The organism is Burkholderia sp. MSMB2157WGS (assembly GCF_001532755.1).
Lineage (GTDB): Bacteria > Pseudomonadota > Gammaproteobacteria > Burkholderiales > Burkholderiaceae > Burkholderia.
Map to the genome: position 1 here is coordinate 110589 of NZ_LPJG01000017.1, position 13395 is coordinate 123983.

Consider the following 13395-nt stretch of genomic DNA (forward strand, 5'->3'; position numbering starts at 1 on the left):
GACTTTCTCGTGAAGACGATGGGTTGAATGTGCGTGCCGTTTAGCGTTCGGGCGCATCGTCCGCCGGCGCGAGCGCCACGACGTGGCTGATTCCCTCGTGCGCCATCTTCGTGTACGGACAGAAACGCTCCGTATTGCGGACGAGTTCTTCCGCCACCGCGCGTTCGACGCCCGGCAACTGCACGCGAATGTTCGCGTTCAGCATGAACAGCCCGTCCATCGGATCGCGACAGAAGTCGATCGATGCGGATACCGATGCGCTGGCGATCGACACGCCCGCCCGTGCAGCCAGCAGGCTCAGCGCGCCGTGAAAGCACGCCGCATAGCTGGCGGCGAACAACTGCTCCGGGTTCGGACCGTCGCCGGGCCCGCCCAGCGCGGACGGCAGGCGCAGCTCGATGTCCAGGCGTCCGTCGTCGGAACGGGCGACGCCCGATGCGCGGCCGTGCTCGGCCGCCCCGCCCGTGACGGTCACCGTCGTCGAGTACAGCGTCTGCGGTTCCCGTCCGCGATACCGGTCGAGCAGCGACAGCGGCGGAGGGCGCAGCGGCGTCATGGCGTGGGTGATCCGGCTGCGGCGTTCAGCGCACGAGCGCGTTCTGCCGGGACCATGCGTCGAAGGTCGTCGTGCCGAGGCGTGCACCGGGCGCCGGCACGAGCGTGTCGTCCTGCAGCAGCGCGCCGAAGTAGTCGGCGCCCGCATCGCGCGTCACCGTCCGCGCGTCGTGCGTGGCCGCCAGGAAACGCTCGACCAGATCCGCGATCCGCACGCGCTCGGGGCCGCCGATCTCGGCGATGCCGTTGCGCGGCGCGTCGAGCGCGAAGTCGGTCACGGCGGCCGCGACGTCGTCCGATGCGATCGGCTGGAAGTGCGCGGTGGTCAACCGGACCGTGTCGCCTTGCGTGCCAGCCTGCGCGATCGCCCCGACGAATTCGAAGAACTGCGTCGAGCGCACGATCGTGTACGGCACGCCTGCATCGCGGATCAGGTTTTCCTGAATGATCTTGCCGCGGAAATACGCGCTCTGCTGCAGCCGGTCGGTGCCGACCACCGACAGCGCGACGTGATGGCGCACGCCGGCCGCGCGCTCCGCGGCGAACAGGTTGCGCCCCGACGCCTCGAAGAAGGCCTTCACGGCCGCTTCCTCGAACGACGGCGAATTCGCGAGATCGACGACGACTTCCGCGCCGGCGAGCGCGTCGTCCAGTCCCGTGCCCGTGATCGTATCGACGCCGGTCGACGGCGCGGCCGCCACCGCGTCGTGGCCGCGTGCGACCAGGTTCCTGACGACCTTGCTGCCGATGAGGCCGGTACCGCCAATCACGACGATTTTCACGATTGCTCTCCTTGAACGGGCGCGCGACATGCACGCCGCTTGAACCTGCCGAAACCGGCGACCGTCGCGCTCGCGCGACCGGGCCGGTATCTTGCCGAACGGCGCAGCGCCGTACTCGCGTGCGTGTCGAACAGCCCGCATCGTAGGCATGCGCCGCGTGATCCGGTAGAGGCCTGCAAGCCCTCACCGTGTTGCTGCGAATGCATCAATCGATCGTCTCCAGCGGCGCCATCGTCGTCATCGTGGCCGGGCACTGCAGGTCGCGCGCACGCGTCTGTTCGATCATGTAGTCGATGAACACGCGGATGCGCGTGGGCAGGTGCTTGCGGCTCAGGTAGCAGAGGTAGTGTCCGCCGTCGTCCGGCGCATGCTGGCCGAGACAGCTCACCAGCCGGCCGTCGGCGAGCAGGTCGCACACCTGATACGCCGGCAGTTGCGCGATGCCGAGCCCGTCGAGCGCCGCGCGCACGACGAGGTCGATGTCGTTGAACGTGTGATGCGCGGCGAGCTGGCGCTGCTGCGTCAGTCCGTCGATCCTGAATTCCCATTCCGTCACGCGGCCCGACGCGGTGCACAGGTTGATGCAGCGATGCCGGGCGAGATCGTCGACGTGGCGCGGCAAGCCGTGCCGGTGCGCGTACGACGGCGACGCACAGACGATCATCTGCATCGGAATCAGCCGGCGCGCGACGATCGCGCTGTCCTCCATGCGGCCGTCGCGAAACGCGACGTCGATGCGGTCGGCGGAGAAATCGGCCGGCCGGTCGTTCAGCAGCAGGTCGAGCGTGATGTCCGGATACCGCGCATGGAAATCGCGCAGCAGCGGCGCGACGACCTTGCGGCCGAAGCCCGGCGTCGAGCCGACGCGCAGGTGCCCGCTCGGCGGCCCGCTGCGCAGCTCGCGCATGTCCTCGAGCGCCTGCGCCAGATGCTCGATGCCGGGCCGGCAGTTTTCGTAGAAGAGCTCGCCTTCGCGCGTCAGCGACACGCTGCGCGTCGTGCGCTGGAACAGGCGTGCGTCGAGCCGGTCCTCGAGCCGTTGCACGTGGCGGCTGACGGACGAGCGGCCGACGCCGAGGCGATCGGCGGCGCGCGCGAAGCTGCCTTCGGTGACGACGGCCAGAAAGGTGACCACGCCGGCATAGCAGGTCGAGAAGCTGCGCGCGAACGGATCGTCGGCATCGGGGCGGCGAATGGAGGTGTCGGGCATGGAGGCGCTGGAATCGTGGTGTCCGTATGCGACTAGACGTTTCAGCGCTGCTGCCTGTGACACCGCCCGCCGCATTTTTTCAAACAGGGTGCGGGCGACGTGCGAGCCGGCTATTTTTCCGGCACGAGCACGGGTGCGCCCTTGTCCTTCAACAGCAGCACGATGAACTTCGCGGGCCGGGTCCGGCTCGCGTTGCGTCCGACCGTGTGCAAGTCGTTCGGGCCCTCGTAGAAGGTGTCGCCCGGCTTCAGCGTGACGGGCTCGCCGCCCTTCACCTGCATCACGATCGAACCCTCGACCACATAGACGAACGCGTCGGCGTGGTGGCGGTGGACGGGATCGACCGCGCCGGGCGGATACTCGACCGAGATCATCAGCGCTTCCTTGCCCGGGTACGCGTCGAGCGGCTTCGTCATCAGCGGCGTGACGATGGCCGAGGGCGCCGCGCGAGCGGCGCCGGTCGCGGCGCTCGCGACGACGAGCGCGGACGCGATCACGTGTGTCATGCGAATCATGGTGGTGGCTTCCGGTGGGCCGCCGGCCGACGGCCGGCAGCGAAGGAGGGTGGCGGGCGGCCGTCAGGCGAGATTCGCCTTGTCGAGGCCGAACGCCTTGTCGGACGAGCCCGGCACGGTCCGGAACGCGACGTTCGCGCGGTTCCAGCCGTTGATCGCCATCACTTCGAAGGTCAGGTCCGACAATTCCTTCTCGGAGAACTGGCCGCGCACGCGATCGTAAAGGTCGTCCGGCACGCCGTGCTCGGGCAGTTTCGTCAGGACTTCGGTCCATGCGAGCGCGGCCCGCTCGCGCGGCGAGAAGAGCGTCGATTCGCGCCATGTCGCCAGATGATGCAGGCGCAACTCACGCTCGCCGTGGATGCGCGCTTCCTTTACGTGCATGTCGACGCAAAACGCGCAGCCGTTGATCTGGGATGCGCGGAGCGACACGAGATCCCGGATCGATTCCTCGATCGCGCTGTTGCGCAGCTGATTGCTGAGTTCGAGGAATTTCTTGAACAGCTCGGGCGACTGTTGAATGTAGTTGATACGCTGCGTCATGATTTCTCCTGGCGACGAAGAGGCTGGCCCGCGCTGCGCGGGTGTCGTGGGCGGCTGGGCGCCGCGCGAAATCATCTTAGGAGTGTGCGCCGGCGGGCGGTAGCCACGCACGGGGACGCATCGTGTTGCGCGCGCTGCACCAATCCGCGCTCGACCGCGGCCGGCGCGCGATGCACGCGTCAGCCGGCGGCGCAGGCAGCCGCGATCCGGGCGAGCTTGTCGGGGTTGCGCTGCACGAGAATCCGGCCGATGCGCGTACCGTCGGTCTCGAACGCCATCGCCGCTTCGAGCCGCCCGTCGATGAAGCGCAGCAGCGCCCACTGGCCGTTGAGCACGACCGGCCGCATCTCGACACCGCTGCCGCAGCGCAACCACGTCGCATAGAACAGTTGGGCGATGCGCCGGCCGCCGACCATCGGTTTCGGGAAGCTCTGGACGTGACCGCCGCCGTCGCCGATCAGCATCGCATCTTCGGCGAGCAGCGCCTGGATCGACGGGAAGTCGCCTCGTGCCAGCGCCTGCGTGAACGTCTGCAGCAGCCGGCGATGCGTTTCGTGCGGCACCGCATGCCGCGGCAGGGTATCGTCGCGCAGCCGCGCCCGGGCCCGGCTGACGAGCTGCCGGCACGCGGCTTCGGTCTTGCCGATCGCGTCGGCGATCCGGTCGTAGTCGAACTCGAAGATTTCATGCAGCAGGAACGCCGCGCGCGCTTCCGGCGTCAGCCGTTCGAGCAACAGCAGGTACGCCACCGACACGTCGTTCGCGCGCTCCGTCATTTCCTCGGGCGTCGCGGGCGATTCGCCGAGCTCCGGTTCGGGCAGCCAGATACCCGTATAGTGCTCGCGCCGGAGCTTCGCCGCGCGCAGGCGATCGATCGACGTCCGCGTCGTGACCGCGACGAGCCACGCCTCGGCGTTCTCGATGCTGTCGCGCGCCGCGTCGTGCCAGCGCAGCCACACGTCCTGCACGATGTCCTCGGCATCCGCGACGGAACCGAGCATCCGGTACGCGATCTTCTGCAGGCGCGGGCGCAGCGCGTGGAAAGTTCGTGCGTCGTCGGGCGTCACAGCCACACTCCGTCGAACCCGAACGTCACCGGCCCGCTCAGGAACGCGCTGCCTGCGCCGTCCCATCGAACGGTGACGTCGCCGCTGTCGCACGTCACCCGCACGGTGTCGTCGAGCAGCCCGCGCCGGATGCCGTTGACCACCGCACCGCACGAACACGAGCCGGAGCCGAGCGGCACGCCGCCGCCGCGTTCCCAGATACGTAGACGGACATGCGTGCGGCTGAGGACCTGCACGAAATGGACGTTGGTCTTCAGCGGAAACAGCGGATGCGCTTCGATCGGCGGGCCGAGCGCTTCGATGTCGAGCGCAGCGACGTCGTCGACGAAGAACGTGCAGTGCGGATTGCCCATGCTGCAGGCGGCCGGTGCACCGGGCAGCGGCAGCGCGAGCGTGTCGACGGCTTCCGAGAGCGGCACGTCCTGCCAGCCGAGCCGCGGCGCGCCCATTTCGACCTCGATCAGCCCATCCGCCCCCTGCGCACAGTGCAGGCGCCCGCGATTCGTGCGCAGCACGACCGACGCCGCGCCGGTTTCCCGCATCAGCTTCCATGCGACGCCGCGCGTCGCGCTGCCGCAGGTATCGAGCGCCGAGCCGTCGGGATTCCAGAACGCGACGCGCGCGGCTGCGTCGTCGTCGTTCGAGATCGCCGCGAGCTGGTTGAAGCCGATGCCGCGACGCCGATCGCCCATGCGCCGCACGAGGTCGCGATCGATGCGTTGCGCCGGATCGTGTTCCCGGCCGCGCAGGTCGACGATGACGAAGTCATCGCCATTCGCGTTCATCTTCTGAAATCCGATCGGCATGGCGGTTCCGGAATGGAGGCAGGCAAATACTGTACGTGGCTCGCCGGTCGCGGGCAATCGCGGCCTGACGGCATGCAGGCGCCACGCATCTACGTAATTCTACGTAGATCCTCATACGTAGTTATCCGCTTGTAAGGGGCCCCCGTCGCGCGGAATACTACGGCCCATCGCCGCGGTCTCTGCGAGGCCGCGGCACGACGCATCGACGTCACGCGGGTTCGGCCTCTCGCCGCATCCACTCAAAAACACATTGGAGACCAGGAGACGCCATGAATCGGGCTTCCAGTACCCTGCTCTGGATCGCGGTCGCGCTGCTCGGCGCGTTCGCATTCGGCACGATCGCGCTTGCACACGGCGAGCGCGTCAGTGCCCTCTGGATCGTGATCGCCGCAGTCTGCGTGTATCTGATCGCGTATCGCTTCTACAGCCGTTTCATCGCCAGCAAGGTCATGCAGCTCGACGGGCTGCGGATGACGCCGGCGGTCAAGTACAACGACGGCCTCGACTACGTGCCGACCAACAAGTACGTGCTGTTCGGCCATCACTTCGCCGCGATCGCCGGCGCCGGGCCGCTGGTCGGCCCCGTGCTCGCCGCGCAGATGGGCTACACGCCCGGCATGCTGTGGATCCTGGCCGGCGTCGTGTTCGCCGGCGCGGTGCAGGACTTCATCGTGCTGTTCATCTCGACGCGCCGCGACGGCCGCTCGCTCGGCGACCTCGTCAAGATGGAGCTCGGCACGGTGCCCGGCGTGATCGCGCTGTTCGGCGCGTTCCTGATCATGGTGATCATCCTCGCGGTGCTCGCGCTGATCGTCGTGAAGGCGCTGACCAATTCGCCGTGGGGTACGTTCACCGTCGCCGCGACGATTCCGATCGCGCTGTTCATGGGCGTCTATACGCGCTTCATCCGTCCGGGCCGCATCGGCGAAGTGTCGATCATCGGCTTCGTGCTGCTGATGGCGTCGATCGCGTTCGGTCAGCACGTGCACGATTCGCCGACCCTCGCCGCGTGGTTCACGTTCAGCGGCACGCAGCTCACGTGGATCCTGATCGGCTACGGCTTCGTCGCGTCGGTGCTGCCGGTGTGGCTGCTGCTCGCGCCGCGCGACTACCTGTCGACGTTCCTGAAGATCGGCACGATCCTCGGCCTTGCGATCGGCATCCTGGTCGTCGCACCGGAACTGAAGATGCCCGCGCTGACGAAGTTCGTCGACGGCACCGGCCCCGTGTGGTCGGGCAACCTGTTCCCGTTCCTGTTCATCACGATCGCGTGCGGCGCGGTGTCGGGCTTCCACGCGCTGATCTCGTCGGGCACGACGCCGAAGCTGATCGACAACGAAACCAACGCGCGCTTCATCGGTTATGGCGCGATGCTGATGGAATCGTTCGTCGCGATCATGGCGCTGGTGGCCGCGTGCGTGATCGAGCCGGGCATCTACTTCGCGATGAACGCACCGGCCGCCGTGCTCGGCTCGACGCCGGAAGCCGTCGCGAACACCGTCACGCAATGGGGCTTCGTGCTGACGCCCGACATGCTCACGGAGACCGCGAAGGCCGTCGGCGAAACGACGATCATCGCGCGCGCGGGCGGCGCGCCGACGCTGGCCGTCGGCATGGCGCACATCCTGCACCAGGTGATCGGCGGCGAAGCGATGATGGCGTTCTGGTATCACTTCGCGATCCTGTTCGAGGCGCTGTTCATCCTGACGGCGGTCGATGCGGGTACGCGTGCGGGCCGCTTCATGCTGCAGGATCTGCTCGGCACGTTCCACCCGGCGCTCAAGCGCACCGAATCGCTGCCGGCGAACCTCGTCGCCACCGCGCTGTGCGTGGCCGCGTGGGGCTACTTCCTGTACCAGGGCGTGGTCGATCCGCTCGGCGGCATCAACACGCTGTGGCCGCTGTTCGGCATCTCGAACCAGATGCTCGCCGCGATCGCGCTGGTGCTCGGCACCGTCGTGCTGTTCAAGATGAAGCGCGAGCGCTATGCGTGGGTGACGATCGTGCCGACCGCATGGCTGCTGATCTGCACGCTGACGGCCGGCTGGCAGAAGATTTTCGACGCGAACCCGAAGGTCAGCTTCCTCGCGCACGCCGCGAAGCTGCAGGCCGCGGTAGACGAAGGCAAGGTGCTCGCGCCGGCGAAGTCGATCGCGCAGATGAAGCGCATCATCTTCAACGACTACATCGATGCGGCGCTGGCCGGGCTGTTCATCTTCGTCGTGGTCAGCATCGCGGTGTACGGGCTGATCGCCGTGCTGCGCGCGCGCCGTGAAGCGAAGCCGACCGTGCGCGAGACGCCGTACGAAGCGATGCCGGCCGCGCAGGCGCTCGGCAGCGGACGATAACGGGAGGCCGCGATGTTCACCGATCTTGGCAGCGACCTGCGCAGCGCGGGGCGTTACCTCGGGCAGGCGTTGCGGCTGATGGTCGGCCTGCCCGACTACGACACCTACGTCGCGCACATGCGCGACACCCATCCGGACCGCGAGCCGATGACGTACGAGGAATTCTTCCGCGAGCGTCAGAATGCGCGGTACGGGTCGGGGGCGGGGAAGTGTTGTTGAGCGCGTGATACGCGCGGTCGATGCAAAAGCGCCATGACATAGGTCATGGCGCTTTTTTTTCGTGGCGGCGCGGAATGCATCCCGGATTCGTCAAAGCGCGCGCGGGAGCGATTCGAACGATCGCGAATGGATCGTACGCAGCGTGCTCGGCTCGGCGAGCCGCGTGCCGGGCCGATGCGGGCATCAATGGGGCGCCGCGTGCCGCGAGCGCCGCGCGTCGTACGGCGCGACGATGGCCAGCAGTGCGGCGACTGCGACGCCTGCGGCCAGACAGTACAGCGCGAGCGAAAAATCCGGCGAGCGGGTGCGCGCCACGCCCACGAGCCACGGCGAAAAGAAGCCGGCGAGCCCGCTGATCGAGTTGATCAGCGCCATCCCGCCGGCTGCGCCCGCGCCCGCGAGAAACGTCGGCGGAATCGTCCAGAACACGCTCAGCGAGCCGACGATGCCCGCGGCGGCAATGCAAATGCACACGAACGACAGCAGCGGCGATCCGGACGTCAGACCGCTGCCGGCGAGGCCGATCGTGCCGACGATCAACGCGCCGGCAAGATGCCATCGACGTTCCATCCGGCGATCGGAATGCCGCGCGTTGGCGAGCATCGAGATTGCGCCGAGCACGAACGGAATCGCGCTGACGACGCCGATCTCGACGATCGACAGCCGGCTCATCTGCCGAATGACCTGCGGCAGCCACGTCGAAATGCCGAAAAAGCCGATGCCGATGCAGAAGTAAAGCAAGCCCATCAGCCAGACGAGCGGCGACAGCATCGCGTCGCGGAAGCGCGCGGTGCCGGTTTGCGCGGCCGCGGCTTGTTCGCGCGCGAGCGTGGACGTCAGCCAGTCGCGTTGCGCGGCGTCCAGCCATTTCGCGTCGGCCGGCCGGTCGACGAGTACGAACCATGCGAGCACGCCCAGCGCGAAGGCCGGCAACCCTTCGAGCAACATCATCCACCGCCAGCCGGAAAAGCCGGCCGACTGATGGAAGTGCGCGATCAGCAGCGTCGACAGCGGGCCGCCGAAGATCAGCGAACAGATGTTGGCCGAATAGACTTGGCCGATCGCGCGCCCGAGATGCTGCTTCGGATACCAGGTCGCGAGGTAGTACAGCACGGCCGGAAAGAAGCCGGCCTCCGCGACGCCGAGCAGCAGGCGCGCCGCGTACAGCTGTTCGGGGGTCTGCACGAACGCGGTCGCGGCCGACACGATGCCCCACGTGACCATGATGCGCGCGAGCCATCTCCGCGCGCCGACGCGATGCATGATCATGTTGCTCGGTACCTCGAAGCCGATGTAGCCGAGATAGAAGATGCCGGCCGCGAAGCCGAACATCTCCGGGCCCAGACCGAGCTCCTGGTTCATCTGCAGCGCGGCGAAGCCGATGTTCGCGCGGTCCAGATAGTTGACGAACCACGCGACGAAAACGAGCGGAACCAGCCGCCGCGTCACTTGCCGGATCGTCGCGTGTTCGACGTCGTGTTCTCGACTGCCGCTCGATGCGAGTGCATCAAGTTGGGAATGCGTCATCGGGTTCCTCGTTTCGGAGAGGGGGCGACCGGCGGCGCTTTGCGTCGCCCTGCCGCTGCCGGTTCGTCCGCGTGCCGCGGCGCCGCGGATCGATCACCGGCCGGCGTCGCGCGCGAAATGCGCAACCGAATCGGCCAGCGAGCACGCTGCGGTGAATCCCAGTTCGCGTTGTGCCGCGCGCACATCCGACGGCGCCGGGCGGCGGTGCGGGAAACCGGCAAAGCCGCCGTCCGGAAGCCGCATGGCGCCGATACTCAGCGCCGGAAGCTGCGCGCGCACGACGTCGACGAATGCTTCGACCGTCCACCATGCGCCGGTCGCGACGTTGTAAACGCGCTGCGTCGGCGCTGTGGCGCGTAGTGCGGCGACGTTCGCGTCGGCGCAGTCGCGTGCGTCGACGAACTCTTCGCGCCCGTTCCACAACAGCACCGGATCGTCGAGCTCGGCCGGAACGCCGCGCCGTCCGGCATCGAGCAGGCAGTGCAGCAGCCGCCCGGGCACGCTCGTCGCCGCTTCCGGCCCGGTGCCGAGCACGGCGCCGTAGCGGAGCACGACGACGCTCAGCCCGTACAGCGACGCATACGCGAGCGCGAGGTGCTCGCCGGCGACCTTCGTCGCCGCATAGAGACTCGCCGGCGCTTCGCTGACGCTGTGGCTGACGAAGTCCTCGGCGATCGGGTCGGCCGGTAACGTGCCGAACGCCGTATACGCGACCGTCGTCGAGCTGGCGATGACGATCCGGTCGAGCCGATGTCGCCGTGCGGCTTCCAGCACGTTCGCGGTGCCGAGCGTGTTGACCTTGATGCCCGCGAGCGGATCGCGGCGAATCGCGGTCGACAGCAGCGCGGCCGTGTGCACGATCGCGCGCACGCGATGGCGATCGATCAGCGCCGATAGCGCGTCGAAATCGGTGACGTCGCACGGCACGACGTGAAGGTTCCGGCGTGTGCTTTCGTCCGGCATCCGCACGTCTGCGAGGACGACGGATTCGTGTTGCGCGTGCAGGCGCGCTGCGGTGAGGCGGCCGATCAGGCCGGCTCCGGTGATCAGGATGGTCATGTCGTGTACTCGAAGAAATGGTTGCGATTCCTATGCCGGGATATCGACGACGCGGCTGCGATTCAACAGCGACTTCGGATCCAGCGTTTTCTTCAGTGCGGCCATCAGCGCGACTTCGTCGGCGGAGCGGCTGTCGCGCAGATACGGCTTCTTCGACAATCCGATCCCGTGCTCGCCGGACACCGAGCCGCCGAGCGCGCCGACCGAGCGATGCACGCACGGCGACACGCGTGCCGCGAAGCCGGCGTCGTCCGGTGTGCCGCCGGCCACCAGATGCAGGTTGCCGTCGCCGAGGTGGCCGTAGGTCTGCATCCGGACCGTGCCGAGCGCGCGCAACTGCGCATGAATGTCGATCACCCACCGTTCCATGTCGGCAATCGGCAGGCTGACGTCGAAGCTGGCCCACGGTGCGATCGCGTTCGCGGCTTCGCCGGACGCCTCGCGCAGCGCCCACAATGCGTCGGCCTCGGCGAGCGAGCACGCGATGATCGCGTCCGCTCCGTCGGAGGCTTCGAGAAAGTCGCCGAGCACGTCGGTCAACGGCGCATCGTCGTCGTCGGGCTGCGCGCCCATCGTTTCGACGACGATCAGATGAGAGCCCGGACGCGCGAACGCCGGCTTGCCGATCTTCAGTTCCTGCGTGACGGTGTCGTAATAGTCACGCCACATCACTTCGAAGCTGGTCAGCGACGCGCCGAGCCGTCGGCGGCATGCTTGCAGCAGTGCGATCACTTCGCCGAAGCCGTTCACCGACACGAGTGCCGTGCGGCGCGACGCCGGCAGCGGCTGCAGCGACAGCACCGCGCGCGTCACGACGCCCAGCGTGCCTTCGCTGCCGATGAACAGATGCTTCAGGTCGTAGCCGGCGTTGTCCTTGAGCACCTTGCCCATCCGCGAGATCACGGTGCCGTCGGCCAGCACGGCCTCGAGCCCGAGCACCGCGTTGCGCATCATCCCGTAACGCAGCACGCGGTTTCCGCCGGCGTTGGTCGCGATCATTCCGCCGATCTGACACGAGCCGCGGCTGCCGATGTCGACCGGGAACAGCAGGTTGCTCGCGGCCGCGGCCGCGTGAACGGATTCCAGGCAGACGCCGGCCTGAACCACCATCGTGCAGCCGACCGCATCGATCTCCTCGATCCGGTTCAGCCGCTCGAGCGACATCACCGCTTCGCCGGGCTGCGGCACGCACGCGCCGACGAGGCCGGTCATCCCGCCTTGAACCACGACGGGCTGGTTCAGCGCGTGGAGAATCTTCATGACCGCGGCGACGTCGGCCGGCGTTTTGGGCCGCAGGACCGCGACCGGTTCGCCGCGACCGCCGCTGAAGTCCTCGCAGTAGCGCGCTCCGGCTTCGCGGCCGTCGATGAAGCCCGCTTCGTCGAGGACGCCGGACAACGCGGCGCGCAATTGCGCGGCATTCGAATTGCTCATCGTTGATCTCCTTCTGAAAACGCGTCAATGAACCGACGCGCGGGCCGGTTCGAACCGATCCGGGAACGGCAGCACCGCTGCCAGGACGGCGGCGACTGCGATACCGGAAGCCATGAAATAGATCGGCGACGAAAAATCCGCGGTCCGGTCGCGGATGAGGCCGATCAGATAAGGCGCGGACAGTCCGGACACGCTGCCGATCGTGTTGACGAGCGCGAGGCCGCCCGCTGCGGCCGCGCCGCTGAGAAACGCCGACGGAATCGACCAGAACACGCTGAGGCCGCCCATCAGCCCGGCGGTCGCGATGCACAGGAACACGAACGCGACGACCGGGTGCGACCACGACGCGGCGCTCGCGATCATCCCGATCGCGCCGACGGCCAGCGGGACGGCCAGATGCCATCTGCGCTCCCGCGTTTTGTCCGAATGCTTCGCGTTGACGAGCATCGCCGCGGTGCCGACGACGAACGGGATCGCGCTGACGAGGCCGATCGCGGCGATCGACAGCCCGGACAACTGCTTGATCAACTGCGGCAGCCACATCGTGATGCCGTTGAAGCCGATTCCGAGCGAGAAATAAAGCAGGCCCAGCAGCCACACGATCGGGCTCGTCAGCGCCGGCAGCAATTCCGACGTGCCGACGTTTGCGGCGGCGCGGTCTTCGCGCTTCATTTTTTCCGTCAACCACGTGCGTTCCGCGTCGGACAACCACGTCGCTTTCGAAGGTGCATCGGTCAGGTAAAGGAACGCCGCGATGCCGAGCACGACGGCCGGAATGCCTTCGACGATGAACATCCATTTCCATCCGGACAGTCCGCCGAGCCCGTGCATCGACGACATCAGCAATCCGGACAGCGGCGCGCCGACGATCACGGCGATCGTGTTGGCCGAATAGACTTTCCCGATCGCCTTCGCGCGGTGCGCTTGCGGATACCAGCAGGTCAGGTAATAGATCAGCCCCGGAAAGAAGCCGGCTTCGGCGATGCCGAGCAGAAAGCGAATGCCGTACAGATGGTGCGGGGTGGTGATCGCGGCCTGCGCGATCGAGATCACGCCCCACGTGACGATGATCCGCGCGAGCCACGTGCGGCCGCCGAAGCGTTGCAGAAGCAGGTTGCTCGGAATTTCGAACAGGATGTAGCCCGCATAGAAGATGCCCGCCGCGAGACCGTACATCGCCGGCTTCAGCCCCAGCTCGTCGTTCATCTGCAGCGCGGCGAAACCGATGTTCACGCGGTCCAGGAAATTGACGAAATAGATGGCGAACAGCAGCGGCACCAGCCTTCGGGTGACTTTCCTGACGACAGTGTTTTCCAGATCGGGGAGCATG

The 13395-nt window shown here is 67.4% G+C and carries 13 protein-coding genes; 2 read left to right on the top strand and 11 right to left on the bottom strand.

The annotated features are described in order from the left end of the window. Positions 1 to 40: 40 nt before the first annotated feature. The 7 genes from WT53_RS11520 to dapF form a co-directional block, all read right to left on the bottom strand. A complete protein-coding gene (locus WT53_RS11520) occupies positions 41 to 556 on the bottom strand; it encodes an Ohr family peroxiredoxin (protein ID WP_060259855.1) in 516 nt (171 codons plus the stop codon). Between the two features lie 25 nt (positions 557 to 581). Then, positions 582 to 1337: an SDR family oxidoreductase gene (locus tag WT53_RS11525; RefSeq protein WP_060259858.1), complete on the bottom strand. Its 756-nt coding sequence runs from the start codon at positions 1335 to 1337 to the stop codon at positions 582 to 584. Between the two features lie 205 nt (positions 1338 to 1542). Then, positions 1543 to 2547: a LysR family transcriptional regulator gene (locus WT53_RS11530; RefSeq protein ID WP_060259861.1), complete on the bottom strand. Its 1005-nt coding sequence runs from the start codon at positions 2545 to 2547 to the stop codon at positions 1543 to 1545. A 110-nt stretch (positions 2548 to 2657) separates the two neighbouring features. Beyond that, positions 2658 to 3062: a cupin domain-containing protein gene (locus WT53_RS11535; RefSeq protein WP_060259864.1), complete on the bottom strand. Its 405-nt coding sequence runs from the start codon at positions 3060 to 3062 to the stop codon at positions 2658 to 2660. A 63-nt stretch (positions 3063 to 3125) separates the two neighbouring features. Further along, on the bottom strand, positions 3126 to 3605 hold the full coding sequence (locus WT53_RS11540; protein WP_060259868.1) for a carboxymuconolactone decarboxylase family protein: 480 nt from the start codon (positions 3603 to 3605) through the stop codon (positions 3126 to 3128). 179 nt (positions 3606 to 3784) lie between these two features. Further along, positions 3785 to 4672, bottom strand: a complete 888-nt coding sequence (locus tag WT53_RS11545) for an RNA polymerase sigma-70 factor (protein ID WP_034205894.1) — start codon at positions 4670 to 4672, stop codon at positions 3785 to 3787. Continuing rightward, a complete protein-coding gene (gene dapF, locus WT53_RS11550) occupies positions 4669 to 5478 on the bottom strand; it encodes a diaminopimelate epimerase (protein ID WP_060259871.1) in 810 nt (269 codons plus the stop codon). The genes WT53_RS11545 and dapF overlap by 4 nt, the downstream gene beginning before the upstream one ends. A gap of 269 nt (positions 5479 to 5747) precedes the next feature. On the opposite strand from dapF, the gene WT53_RS11555 reads away from it, so the two are divergent. Next, complete coding sequence (locus WT53_RS11555) at positions 5748 to 7826, top strand: carbon starvation CstA family protein (RefSeq protein WP_060259874.1); 2079 nt, start codon at positions 5748 to 5750, stop codon at positions 7824 to 7826. Between the two features lie 12 nt (positions 7827 to 7838). Next, the gene (locus tag WT53_RS11560; protein ID WP_011881067.1) at positions 7839 to 8045 is read left to right on the top strand and encodes a YbdD/YjiX family protein; all 207 of its coding nucleotides are present in this window, start codon (positions 7839 to 7841) and stop codon (positions 8043 to 8045) included. A gap of 183 nt (positions 8046 to 8228) precedes the next feature. Here the strand turns inward: WT53_RS11560 and WT53_RS11565 are convergent, their stop codons facing one another. The 4 genes from WT53_RS11565 to WT53_RS11580 form a co-directional block, all read right to left on the bottom strand. Next, entirely contained in the window at positions 8229 to 9572 is a 1344-nt protein-coding gene (locus WT53_RS11565; RefSeq protein WP_082727488.1) for an MFS transporter, read from the bottom strand. Positions 9573 to 9665: 93 nt separating this feature from the next. Next, a complete protein-coding gene (locus tag WT53_RS11570; RefSeq protein ID WP_060259877.1) occupies positions 9666 to 10631 on the bottom strand; it encodes an NAD(P)-dependent oxidoreductase in 966 nt (321 codons plus the stop codon). A gap of 30 nt (positions 10632 to 10661) precedes the next feature. Continuing rightward, a complete protein-coding gene (locus WT53_RS11575; RefSeq protein WP_060259880.1) occupies positions 10662 to 12065 on the bottom strand; it encodes an FAD-binding oxidoreductase in 1404 nt (467 codons plus the stop codon). A 24-nt stretch (positions 12066 to 12089) separates the two neighbouring features. After that, on the bottom strand, positions 12090 to 13394 hold the full coding sequence (locus tag WT53_RS11580; RefSeq protein WP_060259883.1) for an MFS transporter: 1305 nt from the start codon (positions 13392 to 13394) through the stop codon (positions 12090 to 12092). Position 13395: the final 1 nt, after the last annotated feature.